The 22,099-nt window shown below is 50.9% G+C and carries 18 protein-coding genes; 7 read left to right on the forward strand and 11 right to left on the reverse strand.

Annotated elements, in window-relative coordinates; all coding sequences use genetic code 11:
- Position 1: 1 nt before the first annotated feature.
- Both BLS62_RS26410 and BLS62_RS26415 read right to left on the reverse strand, forming a co-directional pair.
- Positions 2-727, reverse strand: a complete 726-nt coding sequence (locus tag BLS62_RS26410) for a hypothetical protein (RefSeq protein ID WP_143521601.1) — start codon at positions 725-727, stop codon at positions 2-4.
- A complete protein-coding gene (locus BLS62_RS26415; protein WP_143521602.1) occupies positions 693-2,051 on the reverse strand; it encodes a site-specific DNA-methyltransferase in 1,359 nt (452 codons plus the stop codon). Before BLS62_RS26415 ends, BLS62_RS26410 begins: the two co-directional genes overlap by 35 nt.
- 687 nt (positions 2,052-2,738) lie before the next feature.
- On the opposite strand from BLS62_RS26415, the gene BLS62_RS26420 reads away from it, so the two are divergent.
- Positions 2,739-2,942 (forward strand): hypothetical protein, encoded by a 204-nt coding sequence (locus tag BLS62_RS26420; RefSeq protein WP_093188329.1) that lies wholly within the window; start codon positions 2,739-2,741, stop codon positions 2,940-2,942.
- A 97-nt stretch (positions 2,943-3,039) separates the two neighbouring features.
- Positions 3,040-3,261 carry a hypothetical protein gene (locus BLS62_RS26425; RefSeq protein ID WP_093188332.1) on the forward strand — a complete coding sequence of 74 codons (222 nt, stop codon included), beginning with the start codon at positions 3,040-3,042 and terminating at the stop codon, positions 3,259-3,261.
- A gap of 256 nt (positions 3,262-3,517) precedes the next feature.
- On the opposite strand, the gene BLS62_RS26430 is transcribed toward BLS62_RS26425, so the two are convergent.
- The 5 genes from BLS62_RS26430 to BLS62_RS26450 all read right to left on the reverse strand — a co-directional run bounded on the left by BLS62_RS26430 (position 3,518) and on the right by BLS62_RS26450 (position 5,818).
- Complete coding sequence (locus BLS62_RS26430) at positions 3,518-3,781, reverse strand: hypothetical protein (protein WP_093189653.1); 264 nt, start codon at positions 3,779-3,781, stop codon at positions 3,518-3,520.
- A 355-nt stretch (positions 3,782-4,136) separates the two neighbouring features.
- On the reverse strand, positions 4,137-4,523 hold the full coding sequence (locus tag BLS62_RS26435) for a DUF6362 family protein (RefSeq protein WP_093188335.1): 387 nt from the start codon (positions 4,521-4,523) through the stop codon (positions 4,137-4,139).
- The gene (locus BLS62_RS26440; RefSeq protein WP_093188338.1) at positions 4,520-4,807 is read right to left on the reverse strand and encodes a hypothetical protein; all 288 of its coding nucleotides are present in this window, start codon (positions 4,805-4,807) and stop codon (positions 4,520-4,522) included. Before BLS62_RS26440 ends, BLS62_RS26435 begins: the two co-directional genes overlap by 4 nt.
- A 61-nt stretch (positions 4,808-4,868) precedes the next feature.
- Positions 4,869-5,573 carry a helix-turn-helix domain-containing protein gene (locus tag BLS62_RS26445; RefSeq protein ID WP_093188341.1) on the reverse strand — a complete coding sequence of 235 codons (705 nt, stop codon included), beginning with the start codon at positions 5,571-5,573 and terminating at the stop codon, positions 4,869-4,871.
- On the reverse strand, positions 5,570-5,818 hold the full coding sequence (locus tag BLS62_RS26450; protein WP_093188344.1) for a helix-turn-helix transcriptional regulator: 249 nt from the start codon (positions 5,816-5,818) through the stop codon (positions 5,570-5,572). Before BLS62_RS26450 ends, BLS62_RS26445 begins: the two co-directional genes overlap by 4 nt.
- 559 nt (positions 5,819-6,377) lie before the next feature.
- On the opposite strand from BLS62_RS26450, the gene BLS62_RS26455 reads away from it, so the two are divergent.
- Positions 6,378-6,983: a hypothetical protein gene (locus tag BLS62_RS26455; RefSeq protein ID WP_093188347.1), complete on the forward strand. Its 606-nt coding sequence runs from the start codon at positions 6,378-6,380 to the stop codon at positions 6,981-6,983.
- On the opposite strand, the gene BLS62_RS26460 is transcribed toward BLS62_RS26455, so the two are convergent.
- On the reverse strand, positions 6,883-8,241 hold the full coding sequence (locus BLS62_RS26460; RefSeq protein WP_093188350.1) for a site-specific integrase: 1,359 nt from the start codon (positions 8,239-8,241) through the stop codon (positions 6,883-6,885). The two genes, BLS62_RS26455 and BLS62_RS26460, sit on opposite strands and share 101 nt — an antisense overlap.
- A gap of 243 nt (positions 8,242-8,484) precedes the next feature.
- Positions 8,485-12,708, reverse strand: coding sequence for a sacsin N-terminal ATP-binding-like domain-containing protein (locus tag BLS62_RS26465; protein WP_093188353.1), 4,224 nt, complete (start codon positions 12,706-12,708; stop codon positions 8,485-8,487).
- Positions 12,709-13,949: 1,241 nt separating this feature from the next.
- Here BLS62_RS26465 and BLS62_RS26475 point away from each other — a divergent pair.
- From BLS62_RS26475 to BLS62_RS26485, 3 genes are all read left to right on the forward strand, one after another.
- A complete protein-coding gene (locus tag BLS62_RS26475; protein WP_093188356.1) occupies positions 13,950-15,200 on the forward strand; it encodes a helix-turn-helix domain-containing protein in 1,251 nt (416 codons plus the stop codon).
- A gap of 927 nt (positions 15,201-16,127) precedes the next feature.
- A complete protein-coding gene (locus BLS62_RS26480; RefSeq protein ID WP_093188359.1) occupies positions 16,128-17,180 on the forward strand; it encodes an ornithine cyclodeaminase in 1,053 nt (350 codons plus the stop codon).
- 20 nt (positions 17,181-17,200) lie between these two features.
- Positions 17,201-18,352, forward strand: coding sequence for an amidohydrolase (locus tag BLS62_RS26485; protein ID WP_093188362.1), 1,152 nt, complete (start codon positions 17,201-17,203; stop codon positions 18,350-18,352).
- 219 nt (positions 18,353-18,571) lie between these two features.
- On the opposite strand, the gene BLS62_RS26490 is transcribed toward BLS62_RS26485, so the two are convergent.
- Positions 18,572-19,831, reverse strand: coding sequence for an IS256 family transposase (locus BLS62_RS26490; protein WP_093188365.1), 1,260 nt, complete (start codon positions 19,829-19,831; stop codon positions 18,572-18,574).
- Between the two features lie 87 nt (positions 19,832-19,918).
- Positions 19,919-20,776 carry a LysR family transcriptional regulator gene (locus tag BLS62_RS26495; RefSeq protein WP_093188368.1) on the reverse strand — a complete coding sequence of 286 codons (858 nt, stop codon included), beginning with the start codon at positions 20,774-20,776 and terminating at the stop codon, positions 19,919-19,921.
- A gap of 168 nt (positions 20,777-20,944) precedes the next feature.
- Between BLS62_RS26495 and dctP the strand changes: the two genes are divergently transcribed.
- Positions 20,945-21,937, forward strand: coding sequence for a TRAP transporter substrate-binding protein DctP (gene dctP, locus BLS62_RS26500; protein ID WP_208991102.1), 993 nt, complete (start codon positions 20,945-20,947; stop codon positions 21,935-21,937).
- Positions 21,938-22,099: the final 162 nt, after the last annotated feature.

Below are 22,099 nucleotides of genomic sequence, written 5' to 3' on the forward strand. Positions count from 1 at the left end.
ATCAGGTCCATAAATGATCGATTTCATCAAGAGACACAGCAATATCCTGTGCCGAGTGTGACCGTAAGGAGGTTTGTTGGAACTCCTGCTCTTCTGGGCTTTCAAGATAGCGGTCATAGACTGCCTGAATGATCGCCTTGTTATCCTGTGAGCGGGCTGACTGTTCCCACAAGGCATCAAACCAGCTTGTGTAGAACGCTGTCACTTTGTTATCCACGTCTATGTCGAACTGCTCGGTGCGTAGGTTCATGTTGAGGTTCATTGAGGAGCGCATCACCGCCTGACCGTGCTCGCCAGAGACAATCACCACCTTGGCGTGGACGGACAGACAGCGGAATGCCTCCACACCCAACTTCTCGATAAGTGGTCCAGCAAACTTGGGCGATTTTTCAAAGGTGCCGCGATCAAGAAGAATGCGGATATTTTTGATCCGGCCTCCCATCTGGATCTGCCGGGTCCGTTCCACATCATAGATCCCAGTGGTCCAGGTCGAGATGCGTACATCTGCGAGACCCAGTTCTGAGACCATGTGCTCCATGGCATCTATGGCGGAGAACTGTCCTGCTGTAAGCCCGGTGATGTGCAGACCAGGTTCCAACGGGCCGATCAGAGCTGCCGCACTTGCTGTTCGATGAATTACGGTGCGGGTTGCTTTGGACGCATATCGGAGTGCGCGCGGACGGCCTTTGGATTTAGCCATCAGCGCATACCAATGTTCTGATTTCATCAAAACTGCGGCCATCGCCCAAAAGTGTGGCTTTCTGGCCGGTGTATTCCTGCCAGCGGGCCACAATCACATCACAGTATTTGGGATCAAGCTCCAGCAGCCGTGCCTTACGTCCCATCTTTTCGCAGGCAATGAGGGTAGAGCCGGAACCGCCAAACGGGTCGAGTACCAAATCTCCTTGCTTGGTTGAGTTTTCCAGCATCTGCTGAATGAGAGAGACTGGCTTCATGGTCGGATGTTCAGCGCTTCTGATCGGCTTGTCGTGGTGGATCACAGTGCTATCAGCTGAACGCATGCTCATGTGCTTGCCTTCAACAATCACCACCTGATCTCCCAGATCAATCTGTAGACTACCATCTGGCATTACTCGCAAGGATTTGCCGTCCGCTTCAAAAACGGTGGTGTTGGTGCGACCGCCATACCAGCTGTGAGAGGCTCCAAGCTTCCAACCATAAAGGATGGGCTCGTGGCGCCACTGATAGTCTGCGTGCCCGATCACCAAAGCTGGCTTAACCCAAATGAGGCAGCTGGAGAGCTTAAACCCTGCCTCCACAAAAGCCCGGCGGAAACTCCTGCCTTCGGTTTCAGAATGAGCCACATAGATGGGTGCGCCTGAACGCATCACCGAGGCAGCGCAGGAAAACGCATCCAGAAGGAGCTTGCGAAACGCGCCGCGGCTCAAATTGTCGTTCTTGATCTTTCCAGCCGCGCCTTCATAGTTCACGTTGTACGGCGGGTCGGTCCAAACCGCATCTACCAACTTACCTGCGCACAGCGCGCTCATTTGCTCCATGGTTGTGCTATCGCCGCACATGACACGATGCCCACCAATAAGCCAGATGGCACCGGGAACCGAGGCGTGCACTGGATCTGGTGAGGGAACATGATCCTCATCACCATGCGGAAGTGGAGGGGCGTTCTCACTTCCAAAACCTAAAAGGTCACCAAGCTCCTCATCGGAAAAGCCCAGAACATCCAGATCAAAACTATCATCACTGAGCGCGGCCAGTTCTTCACGCAACAAGGCGTCATCCCAGCCCGCATTCTCAGCGATCCTGTTGTCAGCAATGATGAGCGCACGGCGCTGTACTTCAGATAGATGCGCAAGCCGAATGGCAGGGACTTGCTTAAGCTCCAGTCGCTGCGCTGCAAGCAAGCGTCCGTGGCCAGCGATGATATCGTTGTCAGCGCCGACTAGGATCGGGTTGGTAAAACCAAACTCGGCAATGGAACTGGCAATCTGGGTAATCTGCCAGTCGGGATGCGTTCTTGCGTTGCGTGCATAGGGCACCAGCGCCGCGATGGGCATCATCTCGACTTGCAATTGGAAACTCCTGTTGGCTGGGTGCGAACCATGGAAATCAGGGTGCGCACCCGAGTAGCCAAAGTGCGCACCCTGAGGTGATGGGTTCGACTGATGCCCTGCGAGGTGAAAACTAATCGTCTCAGTAGGTTATTGTTGCTGTGTTGCGGTGCAAAATTTGCCAAGTGCGCACCTGCGCACCCAAACTGCGCACCCAAAAAATCCGCCTGTAACTGGCGATCTGGTGCGCAAAGCCCCACCGCATACGGTTGCGGCCCGGAAGGACCCAAAACCCGGACTAGGGGATGCTTGGTATCGGATTATACGGGTGGTTTGGCGCGGCTTGACTCGATTGGAGGAGGGGCCGCAGCTCCACTGAGCATAGCGGCAATGTGCCTGAAACTACCCGATTTTGTCGCGCCAATAGTTCGGGTGATTTGTAGGGGGAGGCGGCACAAAGCAGCTGAACCCAGCCCAAAGTGGATGTGAGACGATGCCAGCCAGAAACAGACGGCACCAGCAGATAAGGCCCCTCTTGTTATTAGAAGCGCTCCGCCCACACTCAAGGCGCGCCGTGCCCTCGCAAATCCTAGGGTATGATAGACCAAAGCCCTTGATTGTGCAGGCCGCTATGGCATTCCACGGTACTCAGATAAGCACGGCTACTCCATGTGTAGGAGGGACAAGCAACCAGGAGGAGCAAGCGCCATGCACGTCAATTACATCTACACAGAACACCCGCAATGGAGCTCAGAAATTCTGCAATACACCAATGAAGAAATGCGCGAGGTCTTTGGCGATAAGCTCACTGAGGAACTCTGGGCCGGCAAGATCATCCTGCACAAGGGCGGTGCCTACCTGGACATGCTGTCTGCGGCGCGAGAGAAGCTGGCAGCAGAACTAGAAGCCTAAACCAGCTGCACCCCAAACATGACGAACCCCGCCAAGAAGTGCGGGGTTGCAGTCGTGAGAGGCGGGCAAGGCGCCTATCCCGAACGGAGGAAGGGCTATGAGAACCAGCACAATCAGAATTGCAGCACACGATCTGGCTAAAGCAGGCTTTGATGAACATAGGCCCTATGAGGCGTGCGACCCAATAGCTTGTGAGCTCGACGATAAGGCTGCGGTCAAGGCCCGTGTTAACGCAGACAGCATGACGCTTACGGTGGAAGTGAATACCGACCAGCTCCTCGACGCAGCGACCACACTTCGAGAGCTTGGTCTGATTTGAACCAGCTGGATGTCAGTGCATGGATTATAACCCCGCTCCGCGCGGGGTTCGTCTTTTGGCAAGTTTGGTGCCGCCAGAAGATTCGTTTGTGGTAAAGGAGGCATGGGCACCCCTTCCGGGTCTCTAGTGATGCACCTTCCCGGTCTATGGATGAGCTTTCAAAACTCAGGTCAAACCAAAAAGGCCTGAGAGGCACTGTGCCTCCCAAGCTAGAACATTCCATGAGAGGCGGAACCTCTCAGCATTCCAATGCTTTTTAGTCTTTTGAGACTTCCAGTGCGCAAGGTTCAAGCAGCTCGGATATCCTCTCGCTACTCCCTTGCACATTTTCTATGTGATTGCGCACAGTATCAAACAGCGTCAGCAACGCTTCATATTCCTGGGTATGCTCCATGCGTTCGCTCATCACCACGCTCATGGAATAGACTAGATTTTTGAGGTGGTTAGTTGATAATCGAAGCTGATCCACTTCATTGCGAAGGGACGTATGGGCACATTTCTCTTTTCCAGTTTCAGTCATATCAAAGCCCTCTTCGTTGGCTTGTTGAACAAACCACTCAGCAGAAGGCTTGTGACAACCCACTGGCGAGCGGGAGGTTCACAACCTGACGAAGACAGGCGGGTTTATTCCCCCGCGAGGGGTATTATATTCACCGCCCTCCCGCCCATAAGCGAGAGTTTGCGTAAGGAGAGCTAACTCCGAACACAAAATGACCGACAATTAACGGCTGCGGTGACCGCTTCGTAGAGGTTGTGATGCCTCAAGATGACCATGCGATGAATGTGGCAAGGTGTCAATGCAAGTAAACCGAATTCCTCCACAAACCCATGGGATTAGCCGGTCATGAATGTAGAGGGTAGAGGCATGATCGTACTTATCTTTGGTGTTTTATGGTGCGCTGTATGGTCAAAACAGCCGCCACAGCATGTCGGTGAGCGGTAGAGCGCGTGAGCCCCACCTGAATGCAGATGGGTCGCCAGCGGAAGCCTTCCGCACGCATCCAGAGTATTTTCCTGTCGTCGGGCTCTGGCACGTATCGCAGCCAATCGATGGCTTCTTCCATGAGCTGAATGTCCCTGGCGCTGGGTACCGCTCGGATTTGAGGTTTGTTGTAACCATAGGCTTCATGAACATCATGGATGATCTGCGGCCAAGTGTTGCCATCGCGGCGTGGAGATGACCGCGGCGGGTTGGGAAGTCGCCGTAACGTGCTGGCAGCAAGCTCCAGTCGGTCGACGATCTCTGTGGTGCTGAGTGTCATGATACCTTCTCGGTAGTTGCCTCTTGCGCTTCCAAAACGCTATGCAGCACCCGGATATGGAAGTTTCGCGCTGCCATGATGGGCTCAGTCAAGGTCATCAGTTGACCGGGTGTAGGCGCGATAGTCTTGCTGCTGCGCCGCCAAGCCTGACAAGCGGCAAAGATTACGTCCGTTGGATAGCTGCCCAAGTCCTGGATCCAGTCCTCGATGAGCTGAGTGATGGCCTCTGGTGGGAGGCGTTTCTGCGGGTAGTGGTTGAGAAGTTGTCCGACAGCTAAACTCACCGGTTCTGCCCCTCCAGGTGAGTTGGCCTGTGTGAGTGTGCCCAGAAGCTGCTCAAGTTCCTCAATCTCCTGAGTTGTCCGTTGCGCCTGGCGTCGTTCTGGTCTGGTGGTTACCAGATGCTGTAAGAGCCTCATCCCAGGCTCTCTGCCAAACAAGGGAAATGGATTTTTTGCGCTGGGTGGCTTCATGGGATCGAAAAGATTGCTCATGGGATTTCTCCTTGGCTGGCACTTTGGGTTTTGCCCGAAGTTGTTCACAGGTGGTGTTTTGGGGGATAGGGGGAAAAGGTTCTTTTGATGGTTCTAAATGACGGTTCAAGGGGGGCACCACGTGCCGGTTGGTAGCGGCACCACATGCCGGTTGGTGCGGCACCACGTGCCGGTTGCTGGAGGGGCCATCCGGCACGTGGTGCCGGTTGGTTGTTCCCGGTTTGATCGCCGGTAAGTTTTCTAGGGCAGGGTGGTCGTTTGTATCGGTGATGGGTTTGCGATCAGCAAAGCCTGTGAGGATGAAAATATCGGACCTCCGAGAACCATTGGCGCGGCGACGTTGATAGCGGGTGATGAGGCCCACCTCTTCCAGATGAGTTAGGCAATTGCGCAGTTTGCGCTCGCAGCAGCAGCAGGCCTCCTGCAGCGCGGCTTGCGATGGCCAGCACAGTCCGTACTCGTCTGCAAAGTTGGCGATAGTGACGAGCACAAACTTCTCGATCGGATCGGTGATCTCAGTGCATTGATAGGCCCAGGTTATGGCTTGAACACTCATAAGTTTGAGATCCGGTTCTCGCGGATTTCTTTTTGCCTGAGCCAGTCCAAGACCGCTTTGCGACGATAGAACACACGTCGCCCTGTACGCACACAGGGTGGGCCAATGCGCATGGTCTGCCAGCGGCTCAGCGTGTCGACGCAAACGCCAAGCTCTTTGGCAAGCTCTGCTCGTGTCATCCAGCCATCAAGGACGGCCTTAGGCTCTGTTTGTTCAGGGTCTGGGGTAGGGATGCTCTCTTCCATGTGCTCCTCCAAAGCAGGACCGGTTGAGACTCAAACGGTTTGCGGAAAAGCTAAGCATGGAAGGTCAATAGGCACGTAGGCGTTGATGGGCGTTCATAGGCGCTTAAACATTTGAGCACTGCCTATTGAGGCGAAATAACCCTCTACCAAACGCAGTTCGAGATGCGTAATGAGGCGTGGAATTCGCCTCTGTTAGTTCATGAGGGTTTGGAATATCCCTTAAATATCAATGGGTAATTTTAGATTCTTGGCGACGGCAAAACCTTTCAGTATTTCAAAAGGTTGACGCACTGGTCAAATCAACTTTGTTGGGACAGCACAATTGAGAGACTGGCCTGTTGTTAGCCGGTAAAGGTCTTAAGTTCTGCTGGAAATATCCTGACCTAAACGGCAGACTGAATGTGAAATACATGCGGCGGCGTGTTCTTTGATGAGGCCCAATAGAAGCTGGATGCCACAAGGCAGGATTTAAACAGCAGATATTAGACGCAGGTGATTTGCCTCGCGCCTCAACTTTTCTTCTTCATGATGTTTGGGTTGCGCGAGGGGAGGGAAACCAATGACGCTGCCATCAAAGGAGTATTTCACCTTATTTGAAGCTGAAGCGCGCTGGGGTGCCCCGTTAGGCACCATCGCTGGTTGGGCAGAAGTTGGCCGCTTTCGCATTGTCACCAGTACGCCGCATATCGCGTGTGGTGATCGGCGCGTTTTTGGCATGGTGGAGCTGTTTGGATCAGATTTGTTCAAGATGCTGAGTACGACAGGAAAGCGCTCCCGCTGTTGTTTGGTTCAGCGTGTGATCCCGTTTCACCAAGACTGTGCTGAGCTGCTCTATGTGACCAAGCCAGAACAGGGCTTGAAGGTCCAGCCCGATGAACTCTGGATTCCAGCCATCGATCTTTATCGTTTTGAAGAGAAGTACGGCCTTGCCCAGCGCGCTGGTAAAGGTGGTCGTGAGCCGAAATATGATTGGGAGGGAATGTGGGCACCGCTCTGCGTGCATATCTTTGCAGAAGGCGTTCCCAAAACCATGCAGGAGTTGGCGAATGAAGTGCAGGCCTGGTTTATTGAGGCGTCTCCAACCGGAGAGGCGCCTGATATGAGTACCATCCGCCGCCGTATTCGCCCCATTTGGGAGGCACTGAAGAAGGAGCGGGAGAATTAGAGACAGGTGCAGGCATGTTGGGGGGAGGCGATGCAGCAACCTGCTGTGCTTGTTGTGATGGTTTTTGTTTCACATACTCCGCCACCGCATTGACGCTATCACGCAGTGGAGATTCCATTAGATGGGCATAGCGCTGTGTAGTGCTCATCTGGGTATGGCCTAAGAGTCGACCGATAACCTCAAGAGACGCACCACCTGAGACCAGAAGAGACGCAAATGTATGGCGTAGGTCATGAATGCGGACATCGGATATTTCTGCCTTCTTCAAGATGCTCTGCCAATACCGGCGCATTTCATGAACGGGTTTACCAGTACCGTCTCCTGGAAAGAGCCAGGGGCAGTCCTCTAATACAAGATCCAGTCGCCTTTTCACTAGATCAGCCACTTCTGCGGAAATAGGCAGGCGGTGGGTGCGCTTCTGTTTGGTAGTCGTTGCTGGCTTAAACCAGGTGAGCAGTTCCAGATTAAAGTGCTCAAAACGAGCATTACGCACTTCTCCAAGGCGGGCGCCAGTTAGTAAGCACAGGCGGATTACATCGGCTCCACGCTTGTCTTCGCTGTTCTCCAGCGCTGTAGAGAGACGGTTGATCTCGTCAAAGGACAGAAACCGCTCGCGAGCATTCTCAGGACGCTTGTGAAACCCTTGGGCAGGGTTATCTGAACGCATCTTCCATTGCACAGAGAGGTTGAACATCTTGCGCAAGATCTCGCCAAGCCGGTTAGCACGGATTGGTGTCGGGCAGGGGGCAGATCGGAGCAGTAGTTTCTTAGTGGGACGGTGACGCCCAGCAGCCATCTCAAGCAAGAGCTTATTGACGTCTGCTGGAGAAATCTCGCGCACCAATCGGTTCCGCCACTGCGGCAGTACCAGCTTGGTCAACATGGAAATCTGGTCAGCTCGGTTGCGGACGGCCAACTTAGGCAAATGCTCGTCAATGTAGCGCTCAACCAAATCACTTATTCGGGGCACAACACGTTCTGCTTCCCGGTTGCCCAGCGGGTCGCACTCCATCTCAATCTCGCGGCGGATAGTTTTGGCGCGTTCTCGGGCTGCTACTACGCTCCAAGCGGGCCACATGCCAATGGTATAGCGGCGTTGGCGGCCATTAACACGGTAGGACAGATTAAACGCCCTGGAGCCGGATTTATAGATCACCAACGCAAAGCCCAGGACCTCAGTGTCAAATAGTTGATATTGGCGCACGGTTGGCTTTGCAGCGCGTGCTATCTTTTCTGTAAGGCGTTGACGACTATGCACAATACACTCCCCCTCACATGCCATCCCAGTAATGCGTAGTGTGCTAGCACTTGCAAGATTAAAGTCTTGGGGTGTTAAGCGCAGGTGCACAAGGGAGAGCCTAGAGGCAGACGCCTTTGGGCGTATAGGCGTTCATAGGTGTTTGAGGTATTAAAAGGGTATGCAAAGTAATAGTCATAGTAAGTGATAAACGTTGCTGAACAACATAATTAAACGGTTGTTTTCAGACCCCGCCGTTGAAACTCACAAAGCCTCTTCAATTACGCCATCAGTATCATCAACATTATTGGCCTTGGGTATAAGGTCGTACACATCTGGGGCCACGACCTTTTCGATTTGCAGTTCCCTCTCAATACGTATGGCTTCATGAAGCGCGACCGGATTTTGGATGATAGTGAGCTGAGCCAGGTCACGCCCGCCCGATATAAAAAATACTTGGTAAATGAAGTACCGATCCTGAAAGCTGTTTGCGGCTGCCCACTCATTGTCAGTGAACTTTATGCTCCCTGATTTCGTCTCGATGAAGCGGTTGATTAAGTCAATTTGGTCAGGGTTTTCTTTGAAGGTGGCGCGTTTCTCTTCGGTATCAAAGCTGAGAAAATCACACCCAAATGACCTATTCCCTTGGAGATGGGCCACGGTTAGGGGCCAACGACCTTCTTCAATTTCGAATGCCTTTGTCCAGTGTTCCGCATCAGCTGTGCGGTAATTGTCAGAATTTTTTGGGCTTCCGATGGGGCCGGTTGGCCTAGCAACCCGAAGCGTTCGCTTAGGCTTTTCGTTCGTGGTTGGAGATGTTGATGGAGGCATATCCCGTGGTTGCACCGCCAATTTAACATCGGGACCGGATGCTCTTGGATCGTTATCAGCCTCCACTTTCCCTTCTGGGCTTTTGTTAGCCTGATGATAAGTTGGATCTACATCGTTAGACTGGTGAGAGCTCCCAGGCGCAGGGCCAGATGCCAAAGTCTCTGCATCCACGTCGGGTGCATAAGGTGATTCAAATGCCCGGTCGGTGCCTTTGATAAGGGAGACGAGCTCCTCTTCACTAAATGACGTCAGATCGTGCTTGAGCTGACTGAGAAGTAGTTTTTCAGATGAAGCCATGAGATAGGGGAAGAATGCCGCCCCATTTTGCAATTCAAAGATTTCAGCGATGCCATCAGAAATAGCTCGAAGACTCTGGCTAATGATCTCATCTTGTGACCCTGTGTCGTCTATGGTTATCACAATCTGTTCTTTATCCAAGCTATGTTGCCACGGTTCCAGCTGTTCCTTAATCGTCTCTGCATTGATGCTGAACTCGATCTCGACCTTTCTGGCCACAGTCAGGGTGGTGGATTTGAAACGCTGATGGATTGCGGTGTATGACAATCCAATGCTTCGAAACGCTAGAATATATGGCTTTGCACGGTTGTAACGAGAAACAATTTCTTCTGAGAGAACGCTAGAGACTTTGTTGATTAAGCAAAGTCGAAGGTTGAGTTCATCCTTGCTTAACGTGGGCACTCCAAAGCGCGCCTCCACATGCTTGGCATTACGTCTAGAAGGTAGATCAATGAGCCGTAAGTGCGTCCTTGCTGACGCAGGTAGATCATTGCGATGCGCATAGTAGACGCCTTGCCGCTCACACCAACTGCGTTGTCCTGAGTTTTGAATTGGTAGAAACCCTTCAGTTATAAATTTGTCTCGCTCCTGCCCCCCAAGCTTAGGATCAAAGGAGTCTCGCTCTAGGATTTGCAAGTACAGTCGGCCAGCTACCTCAGGTTTGACATTTAGGGATGGCAGAGAAAGTAATAAATGGTAGATCTGTTGCTCGGGCAGGTCATCTAGATTCCGTACAACTCCAGCCCGTTCAAGACCACGTCGCCATATGGCTGCTTTGAGTGGGAACTCTGATTGGCTGTTGGTGTCATGGCTGTGGGGGGCTTTGAACAAGGCTGATAGAACCCCAGGCGCGATCATCATGTCTCGCGGCGCACAGTGTTTGTTTTCTTTGGATTCAAGCCAAGGCCTGGACTGTATTTCCAAGTGAATTGTGCTCGGCAATGTCTCTAGATAAGGCCGAAATTTAGCATGACCGGATTCGCGGGCTTGCAAATTAACCTTAAACGAAGGCTCCGCTGCGAGCGGATCAAGGCGATCATCATATGCTAACCAAGCGAGAATAACGTCACTTGGCGTTGTCATCAAAATTTGGTCAAGCCCAAAAACCGTTTCGTGGGTTGCCTTGCAATTGTAATCCCACCTCAGATCACTGTGCTGGACCTGCCTAATGGTATTCCCATCGGAAACAGTGAATTCTTCTGGAAGAGCTCCAATTATGTGCTCGCGCCATTTTACAGGTAAGTCCTCGGTCACTTTTCGTGGCCACTGATTGATCCCCAGCCAAACAAGGAACTGAGCGAGGTCATCGTTTGTTTCATCGAGGCCATTGTCGGAAGGGGAGCCTACAAGCACCTCCGGGTGACCAGAATATAGTGCAGAGGTAATCTCTCCAGGCGAACTATAGCTCTCAGAGAGGTGGACAGATGTGATATCATGCCAACATCCATCCTTGCATTTGACTTTGAAGACACCGGGCGGGCGATTTCTGCTTTGATCGTGCAGAGCATAAATGGTCGCAAGGAAACTTGCTTGCAATTTGTCTGGGGCATGACCTTTCTTCAGTAGCTCATTCGCTCTTTTACGCAGGGCCCCGACAACTGCATCTGCACTGTATTCAGTTACTTGAAACCCTTTCAACATTTGGATCGTGTCGCGTATATTTTTTTCTTTGCTTACAGCTAGAAGTTCGGTCCATAGCTCTGGGCAAATAAATCGAGCGTTGGCCCATGTCGGAAGTGCTAGATGCTTCATTTCCTTGGAAGGAGCGGGGAAAGGACACGATGTTGCCTTCATATTCTTACCGCTTATGTCGATAAATAAGCGAGTGTCTTGAGCGTTTTCCGGCACAAAACGAGCAAGGCCCACAATCGCCGTTGCCCTTTCTCTAGTGCTCAGTTCTGCATGCCGAAGCTCCTTCACGATATATTGTGGGTCCATTATCGATACTTTGAATTGCTCGCGGAGCAGATCTTCGACACTACTATCTTCTACCTTTGCGAGGCGGCCAAAGAGGCGAGCCGGAAGATAGTCAGCGTATCTCTTCGGACCGATCCTAGCATCTACGGGTGTCCTCCAAACGTCATCCCTACAAAGAACAAGAGGAAGCGTAGATGCGCGTTCCCAAGCTGCATCTGCAATTGGCTTAATTGGATCGGGGAAAGCTTGACCTGGGACAAGCCACAGGAGCGGCTCTTCAATTCTTCCGGCTTCGCGCAAGTCGTCAAGGACTTCTGCATGAAAACGGCCGAGTGCAGCCAGTACTTTGCGGTTTAGTTCAGATTCTGCATTTATTGTTTTTCGGCTAGAATCAAGCTCAAGCGTAGCGTGAAATAACCCGCAAAACGGAAGAGGAAGCGAAGTGGGGAAATAACAATGAAGTTTTTCGAAGCTGTTATCCTGTCCAGTACGGATAGCAATTGCAAGTTCGAAACCTCTCTCAAACTCGCCTTCACCAACTTTCCCAAACTTGTGCCTTAAAATCCAGTCTTGAGTACTGGTTTCTGAATGACTTTTGAGTACCAGGGATATGTACCCGTCTTCTTTTTCTATCTTCGTCCAGCATTTCTCATTGTGGTCTGGCAAACGGATGCGGATGGACTGGATGGCGCGAACAAATAACAAGAAACTCGGCTCGAATTCTCTTACCTGGTCGATTGCGCGATTTAGTGCGTTTCCGTCGCGAAGCGGCGCAGCGATTACTGTGTCATAACCATCTGCGCGTAACTGGCGTGCGCGTTTAAGTACAAGTGAAAGCTTGTCTTCTTCGAGCACATCTAATTCCGCCCCTCTCGCGGGAAATGCAAGCAATGGAGGTTGATTTGTGTTGCTTGAGGCGAAGTTTGCTGCAATCTCCGCATTTTTCCTGGCAAGCTCGGCAACCACTGCATGTGCGTGAGAGCGCGAAAAGCCAAGCTCGAGGTCCCCGCTGAAAATAATTGGCGCTTCAGTCCAGTTCAAGATAGCGCGAAACCCCAGCCCCTTAGCTCCAATCATTAGTGCTGCTTTTGTCGGTTTGTCACTGGTGTGTGCGGTCATAAGAGATTTTAAACCGCTCATCTGAAAGAGCTTGCCAGTATTAGCTACGAAAAGCGCGCCCTCGCTAACCTCAATGAGCACTTTTCCTGTTCCGCCAGCATCGCTTGCGGCATCAGCTGCATTCTGTACGAGTTCCAATAGCTCACGATCGGCATAATCTGCAGTCACTTGCTTTTCAGCCCGAGAATGTCCAAGGAGGAAAGCAGGTTTTTCCAGATAAGCATTACATGATGCTTGTAACTCACTCGCGATGAAAGCATCCCAAGCGTCTGATGTTTTGAGACAGTCCTTGTCTTCGTTATTGGCTACGTGCGAACAGGCCATCTGATACTCGCTGATTTTTAGATTGAATTGAAATCACGATCCAAGTTTGACAGTGTTTGCTGTCGAGACACCATCTCAGCTACTTGATGTTCTTGCCCTTCGACCTCAATACAGTGCGAATGAAGATCACAATGAACTCACTTATAGGTCGGTTCATGTCTCCATCCTGAGTGGTAGCAGTTGTTTAGGCAGCAGCTAGAGATTGAAATAATATTCAATCTACAATCAATCAAGTGACTAAATTGACGTAACTGGCTAGTTATCCGCAATGTCTCAAATGAGCATCAATGAGATAGCTGGAAATAGAAGTGTTTCTTCGTCAGTGAGGGACAGAACGGAACGCACCAGACAGGTTTGGGTCAAAAGGCCGACTAGTGTTCTGCGTCAACACCACGTCAACAGCTGTATTTGGATTGAACTGTACATTACGCCGCTTGGTGTCGTACATTCTCATTGAGTTTCGTGGGAGTTGCTAAGCTGTATCAGCAGCTTGTATGTTAACCCATTGATATTATTAAATACTCGAATGTTCCAAATAAGAGGCTCATAACCTGAAGGTCGCAAGTTCAAATCTTGCCCCCGCAACCAAAATTCAAACCGCTAGGCCAATGGCTTAGCGGTTTTTTTGTGTCTGGATTTTGCGGGGGTGACTTGCGCAGGAAGCTGTATGGAAGCAAGTGATTTGATGCAACTCTTCAGAAATTTAGCACACAGTTCTGATGGAATCCAAAAAGTTGGTGGTACTGGAAAGTTATAGTGCCTGCATGCCAATAGAATGAGTGGGTAGATTCCGTGCTTCATTGTCGAAAGTTCATTTGTTTTGTCATGATCGGAAACTACTACAGTTAAGATTTCTAATAACTCCTTACCGTCATGGGTAATAGGTAAATCAGGAATAGTAATACCGTGAAGTTGCCCGCCAGAGAAAAGATCATGTTCGGATTGCTCATCAGGAGCCCAAAGCTGCATTGTGCAATGTTGTAGTTTTTTGAACAGAGATCTGCTAAACGCCCAGTCGACCCATAATCTTCTAATAGTGCAAATAATGCAGAGAGAGTGGGAATGAGGGTGCTACCTGCTGTAGCCTCTTTAAAATAGGCATTGTCGCCTGATTGTCTGACGTCAGCCCCTATGGGTCCAAATAGCAGTATTTGATAAGAGAGTGTTTTTGGCTCATCGTAACCACTGAGGAGTGGGACATGAACTAGACAACAGGAACAGGCAATAGCCCTGGCGAGAAGATCGTCAAAGATATCAAACGCGCCACCCGCAAACCCTATTCATCAGAAGAAAAGATCAGGATCGTGCTGGATGGGCTGCGCGGTGAAGACAGTATTGCTGAGCTATGCCGCCGGGAAGGCTTATCACAAGGTATCTACTACAAGTGGTCGAAAGACTTCATGGAAGCAGGCAAGCGGCGTCTGTCTGGTGACACGGCGTGTGCGGCAAATACTGAAGAGGTTAAAGACCTCCGCCGGGAAGCTCGCGATTTGAAGGAAGTGGTGGCTGAACAAACGCTTGAACTCCGCTTGCTCAAAAAAAAACATGTTCGACGGTGGGGGCGACCCAGAATGAGGTATGCCGCATCTGAGAAGCTGGAGATCATCAGGTTGGTTGACGAAGGCCACCTGTCAGCTCGCCAAACACTGGCCAAGCTCGGTATTCCCCGCACCACGTTCTATCGTTGGTATGAGCGTTATCTACAGCGCGGGGAGGCTGGACTGAATGATCAATCTCCCAAACCCAGGCACGTCTGGAATCGCATTCCTGACGAGGTAAGGCGCAAGGTCGTCAAGCTGGCTTTGAAAGAGACGGAGCTATCACTTCGGGAATTGGCGGTTACGTTCGCTGATCGGGAAAGGTATTTTGTATCAGAGGCTTCTGTCTACCGCGTATTGAAGGCACACGACCTGATCACCAGCCCCGCCTTCATCGTCATCAAGGCAGCGAGTGAGTTCAAAGACAAAACGACAGCCATCAATCAGCTCTGGCAAACGGACTTCACCTATCTCAAGGTTCTCAGTTGGGGGTGGTTCTATCTCAGCACCAACATGAGGGCTGAAGATGTGACCGACACATTGGATCTAGCGCTGCAGGCATCAGGTTGCGATCAGGTTCACGTTGCCCAAAACCCCCGGTTATTAAGCGATAATGGCTCCAGCTACGTCTCTGGTGATCTGGCAGAATGGTTACAGGGAAAAGGTATGAAGCACACGCGCGGTGCACCCTATCACCCCCAAACCCAGGGAAAGATCGAAAGGTGGCATCAAACTCTGAAGAACCGGATTCTGCTGGAAAACGACGCCCTGCCGGGTGACCTTGAAGACCAGATCGAAGTCTTCATCACTCACTACAACCATGAGAGTTTAAGCAACCTCACGGCCGCCGACGTCTACTTCGGGCGCGACAAAGCTATTCTAAAACAAAGGGAAGGGATCAAACGAAAGACACTCGAAATGCGCCGCTTGCATCACAGGCAACACGCCGCATAATCAAACCAACCAGATCAGCCAAACTCTCTTAGTTTTCCAGCTCCTGGACCCAAAAACTCTGCCGACGCACAATGAGGACCACAGGCAGCCATCATAACAATCCGGTCGCCCCGAACCTATTGGAGCAGGATTTCTCATGCCCCGGCTCTGGTCAGAAGTGGGGAGCGGACATTTCTTGGGTCTGAACGGCGGAAGGTTGGCTGTATCTGGCGATTGTCGTGAATCTGTTCTCAGGACGCATTGTTGGCTGGATGACTAGCCAGCGAATGAAGGCAGATCTGGCAGTAAGGCACTCAAACGGCGCTGGCGATATGCTCCTCTCTAGATGGCCTCATCCATCATTCGGATAGGGGGCAGTCAGTATTGCTCTGATGCTTATCTGCGGCTCTCAACGAGACATGAAATCACCTCTTTCATGAACGCTAAGGGCGATTGCTTTGATAATTCCATGGTGGAAACCGTGTTTAAAACTATTGAGGAAAAAATGTTGTGGTGAACGCATTTTTCAAATGCGGCAAGAAGTAGAAAAGGCAATTGGCCTATGCATCGAGGGCTTTTACAATCCCACTCAGCGTTAGGCTATCAATCGCCAATTTCCTTTGAAACGCAGCGTGAAAAAGGGAGGAGGAGGCTCTCCACTTTTCCTGCGACAGTCCAATTTCATCTACTATCAGATTTGCGACCCGGAAATCCATGTGCGAAATATGGGGTATTTTGAAGATTTATACTGATATACATAGTATGAATTTGAATTATATCGCGGAATCCGTTTTTACTCGCTGTGACGTCTATGTAATTTCGACCCAGGCTTTGGTATTTGAAGTCATAATTTATTGGTGTTCGAATACATGTTTTATGTGCTGCCTGACTTGTCTATCGGCAGGACTGTTTGATCAGACAAACAATACACCTATCGAGGAAGTAACAATGACAATCCCAAGCCCTTCCAATCTTGCAATGGTTCCCTTTGTGAGTGTCGACAACATGATGAAGCTTGTTCACTCCATTGGTGTTGAGGAAATGATTGGAGGGATTGCGACATATGTGGAAGATGATTTTCGTCGGTGGGAGTTGTTTGACAAAACGCCCCGCGTTGCAAGTCACTCTGCTGAAGGTGTGATTGAGCTGATGCCAACCTCCGATGGGGAAGTCTATGGGTTCAAGTATGTCAATGGGCATCCTAAGAACACCAAGGAGGGGCTACAGACCGTCACAGCCTTTGGCCTTCTTGCAAATGTGAATACTGGTTACCCGGTGCTTGTTTCTGAAATGACGCTGCTTACTGCTCTTCGTACGGCAGCAACCTCCGGGATGGTTGCCAAATACCTTGCTCCGAAGAATTCCAAGGTTTTGGCAATGATTGGAAATGGGGCTCAATCCGAATTCCAGGCGCTGGCCATGAAGAGTTTAGTGGGTATAGATACCTTGCGTTTGTATGACATCGACAGCAAGGCGACTGAAAAACTTGTTCGAAATTTGTCCGGGCAGGGGTTGACCCTGGTTGCTTGTGCAACGCCGGAGGACGCTATCGAAGGTGCTCAGATCATCACCACCTGCACGGCAGACAAACAGTGTGCCACTATTTTAACAGACAACATGGTCGGGCCGGGGGTTCATATCAACGCAATTGGCGGGGATTGTCCGGGTAAGACGGAGCTTCACAAGGATATTTTGAGCCGGTCCGATGTCTTTGTTGAATTTCCGCCGCAGACGCGTATTGAAGGCGAAATCCAGCAAATGCCTGAGGACTTTCCGGTCACTGAAATGTGGCAGGTTATTTCCGGTGAGGTGAAGGGGCGTCGTGATGACCGGCAAATTACCTTATTCGATGGTGTTGGCTTTGCTGTAGAGGATTTCTCCGCTCTACGGTATGTGCGCGATAATATTGTTGGGACCGACTTATACCAGCAATTGGACATGGTTGCGGACCCGGATGACCCGCGGGACTTGTTTGGCATGTTGATGCGGGCGAAGCCATAACTGGATTTGGGGGAGAAAAAATGAAAGCTTTGTCAAAGCACCAAATCACTGATCTTGTTGATATTCGCCATACTTTACATGCAGCACCTGAGATCTCCGGGGAAGAAGAAAAGACCGCCGCATATATTGCCGGGCAACTTCGTGAGATCGGGGCGGATCGTGTTGTTAGCGGGCTCGGTGGGCATGGAGTTCTTGCCGAATATAAAGGGAAAGCTGGTGGGCCGACTGTGATGATCCGGTGTGAGTTGGATGGTCTTCCAATTCAGGAAATATCAAGGGCTGCCTATCGGTCGCGCGTTGAGGGCAAAGGGCATCTTTGCGGGCATGATGGTCACATGACCATGGTCTTGGGCATTGCCAAGATGCTCGCTGAAAAGCGCCCTGCCATGGGGCGGGTGATCCTTATGTTCCAGCCTGCAGAGGAAACCGGGGCTGGAGCTGTTGCTGTTATTGCCGATCCTAAGTTTGCCGAATTCCGCCCAGACTATGCGTTTTCCTTGCATAATTTGCCGGGCCGCCCTTTGGGTGAGGTGAGCATTTGCAGAAGTGTTGCAAACTGTGCCTCCCGAGGTATGCAGATTGTGCTGACCGGGAAAAGCTCCCATGCAGCTGCGCCGGAGGATGGTGTTTCTCCCGGTCCCGCCCTATCGGTCCTTATGCCAGAGCTTGCTTGCCTAGGGCAGGGCGGGGAGATGAATGATCAATTCTCACTAAGTACCCTAACACACGCTCGTTTAGGGGAGCCGACCTTTGGCATTGCGCCGGGGTTTGGTGAGGTTCGTGTAACACTCCGCAGCATCAGCGACGATCTGATGGCAGCTATGGTTGCCAATGCCGAAAAATGTGTTGCCGCTGCCGCCACTGGTCTTGAGGTGGATATCTCATGGCATGACATCTTCTTAGCAGGCGTGAATGACCCTGATTGCCGGGATCGCATCATCACCGCTGCAAGGGCGAGAGGCGCGGTGCTTCGCGAACTGGATTATCCTATGCGCTGGTCAGAGGATTTTGGCCGCTTTGGGTTGGATGGAGCAAAATCTGCGATGTTCTTCCTAGGGTCCGGCGAGGATCAACCGCAACTGCACAATCCTGATTATGATTTTCCAGACGAGATTATTCCAGTTGGGACAGGTCTCTTTCTTGAGCTGATTGATCAGTTGTTGGAGCTCTGATTGCATAATACGCCTCCGTTGTGACTTCGGCGGAGGCGTTATGTCTCCTCAATCCTGAGAATTATCGTCGGATCAGTCTAAGTAGCTGCGCAGCTCCAACGGTGTTCTCGCAATTTCATCCAGTAGAATTTCGATGAAGGCTGCCTCTGCTGCATTTCGTCTGGTCTTTGGATTGGTGATGAGCGCAACCGAGCTAACCGCAAAAGTTGGTGATGGGTTTCAGGCGGCGTGATTTTGGTTTGCATCACTCTCGATGCCATTTTTGAAGATGACACCCTGTATTATCTTAGGCAATTGATTTTTGCCTCTCAATTTCTGCCAGCGCTTCTCCGCTGCCTTGATCAGCATGAAGACCATTGGCATTGCAGTATCCCGGGAGAGGTAGTTCTTGGTCTGCCTTGTTCTGTGGCGCACAGTCGCAAAGGTTGATTCAATTGGATTGGTGGTTCTGATATGCCCCCAATGCTCAGCAGGAAAGTCATAAAAAGCCAACAGTTCGATCCTATCCTTGGCAAGGCATTGCGTGGCTTTGGGGTATTTGGCCTCAAATTTCTCTATGAAAAGATCAAAAGCCGTCTCAGCATCTACGCGGTTCTCTGCCATCCAGATATCCTGTAGATCTTTCTTTGCTTTGGCCTGCAAGGATTTAGGCATTTTGCTTAAGACATTCATTGTCTTGTGGACCCAGCAGCGTTGAGCTTTTGTTGTGCTAAAGACTTCCCGCAATGCCGCCCAGAAACCCAGAGCACCATCACCGACAGCCAACTTCGGTTCGATCTGCAAGCCGCGAGCTTTGAGAGCAAGCAGTAGCTCCCGCCAGCTCTGAGTATCTTCCCGGTAGCCATCATCAAAGCCAATCAGCTCTTTCTTGCCTTCCGGTGTTGCCCCGATCAACACCAGAATACAGCGACTTTCCCGTTCTCCCCGGGCTTTCAGATAGATGCCATCTGCCCACATATAAACGTAGTTGCGCGCTGACAGGTCTCTGGTTTTCCACTCTTCCCATAAAGATCGCCAGCTTTTGACAAGGCCGCGGATGACATCCGGTGAAAGGTTGGGGGCATCAACACCCAACAAAGCACTCAAAGCTTGCTGAACATTATTGGTAGAAACCCCACGCAAATAGAGCGCTGGGATCAATTCATCAAGACTGGTTGAACGGCGCAGATAATTAGGTAACAGATTGGAATGGTAATGAATTTTCTCTTCTGCATTCTCATCTCGATCCCGGATCCGAGGTTTGCTGACCGTGACTGGCCCAACGCCAGTCTGGACCTGTCGCTCTGGCAAATGCCCATGCCGAACCACCCGCTGACGGCCATCTGGTAATTTTAAGTCCGAGTAAAGCGAAAGCACGCTCATGACTTCACTCTCAATGGCCGCTCGCAAAAGTTGCTGTGCACCCGAACGCAAAACTTCCGTAAGTGCATCTTGAAATTCCCCTGGCTGCACAAGCGGGATAACACTATCATCTGTCATAGGCGTATCAGCTCCTCTGGAGTCAAAAGCAAGCCTCAATCACTTGCTATGATACGCCGCAATTCACTCCGTCACCAAGATTCACCGTTAGCTCAGCGCAACCTTGTAGATGGGCAAATCTTCAATACACGGGATCCGCCATAACCGCCCCATTTCAACAAATGGCTGGGCCACATGTATGGGGAAGGGTCCCACTCCGATGCCAATTTCAATCATGCGCCTTAACTCCTCTAGATGATAGGAGCGCCCGACAGGTGCTTTGTTAAAGCCCAGCTTGCTTCGGGCTAAAGCAAACTCGCTCATTTCGCCGCCGGGTTCGTCTGTTGGAAAGGTTACATATGGCTGTTTTGCCAATTCATCGCGGTCAACATCTGCCTTGCCGTAAAGGGGACTGCTTCGACCACAATAAAGGGCAAATCGCTCACGATAAATCAGGTCGTAGTTGAGGCCGGATTGCTTCGCTGTTGTCAGTCCGATCCCGCAGGAGGCTGCTTTGCGTTTGACAAGCGTGACGACATCGCCACTTGTCGCGACGTTGATTGATAACGTGGCTTTAGGAAAAGCTTTGTGAAAACGTATCAATGCCGCGTCGATAACAGGTGACTCGGCGTGTGTTGCCGTGGCAATGGAAACGTGGCCTGTGACTTCCTCGCGAACATCCTTTAGCACTTCGGCTATACGCGCGACGCCACTGCAAATCTCCAGGCATTCTTCAAAGAGTAAATGCCCTGCTTTGGTCAATGTAAACTCGCTGGCCGTGCGATCTATCAGCGTACAATCAAACTGATTTTCCAGACGCTTAAGTGCATTGGTCGTGGCAGGTTGCGTTACCAAAAGTCGCTTGGCAGCTCGCGTCACGCCTTTCTCTTCAACAATGACCAGAAATGTGTAGAGAAGATTCCAGTCAAGGTTTCTGCAGAAGCGTTCAATTAAGGTTTTGTTCATAGGTATATTACTCAAATTTATATCAGCATTAATTATATGAACTTGCCTAATAGGTCCAGCCTTGGTCCTATGAAGTTATGCGTAGGGAGCGTGGGGAGCCTACAAAATGAGTGGGCTCTCACCAGCGCAAAAATATCGCACGCAAGTGCAGCACCGGAGGAAATTATATTGAAACATTTTTCAAAGTTTGTGGCAGCTGCCGCGCTCACCATTGGTCTGAGCAGCGCAGCTTCGGCTGATATGACATTGAAGCTGGCGGGCGTTGTGCCAGTTGAGCATTACGGAAACACCCTCCTTGACCAGATCAAGGGCGATATTGAGGCTGCTAATGTTGGGTTGAATGTGACCGTGTTTCCGGCTGCACAGCTTGGCGGCGGTGAAGAATTGTTTGAGGCTGCTGCACGCGGAAACGTAGACCTGGTGCATGCTGTTGTTTATGCACACAGTGATCCCGTTCTTGAGATTAACTCTCTGCCTTACCTTGTCAGCAGCTGGGATGAAGCTGAAAAAGTGTACCTGAACAAGGGGTCTGCGTTTAACAAAATCTTTGCTGAGCGTTTGGATGGCTTAGGCCTGAAACTTCTGGCAAATGCACCCGAAGGCTTTATCGGCGTTGTTGCAACCGGTGTTCCAGCCAATGCAAACAACACCGGTGATAAGGACATGAATATCCGCGTGTGGAGTTCGCGCGTTATTAAAGCCACAGTTGAATCCATCGGCTTTAATGCGACAACCATGAACTGGGGCGAGATTTTCCCTGCCATTCAAGCTGGTACAGTAGATGGTGCAATTTGTTGTACAGCCCAACTGGCCTACAGCGCTTTTGCTACTTCAGACGTGGGTAAAGCTTTCATTCCTTACAATGCAGTCGTAGAAAACACCACTTACTACGCTTCCGGTAAAACCTGGGAGAAACTGAACGCCGACCAAAAGACCATTGTTCAGGCTGCATTTGATAAGGCTGCAACCGACTACGCTGCATGGGGCCGTAATAACGAAGCCCAGTACTTAACCAAACTGGCTGAGAGCGGTTACGACGTGGTGGAAATTTCAAATGAAGACCGTGCTGCAATTGCAGACAAGGTACGTGCTGATGTTTGGCCACAGATTGCAGAGATTGTCGGCAAAGACGTTATTGATGCTTTGATGGCTGACAAATAATCACAGGCAAATTTATATCGCATGGGCGGTTTATGCCGCCCGTGTGCCCACCTGAAAACAGCCAGCACAATAGGCATTCATGTCAGAACTTTCACAACAGCTCTCCCCAGGTCTTTCGAAATTTGTGAACCGGTTGGTTACAATTAAATCCTGGTTACTTGC

Origin of the sequence: Pseudovibrio sp. Tun.PSC04-5.I4 (genome assembly GCF_900104145.1) — a bacterium.
Classification (GTDB): Bacteria; Pseudomonadota; Alphaproteobacteria; order Rhizobiales; family Stappiaceae; genus Pseudovibrio.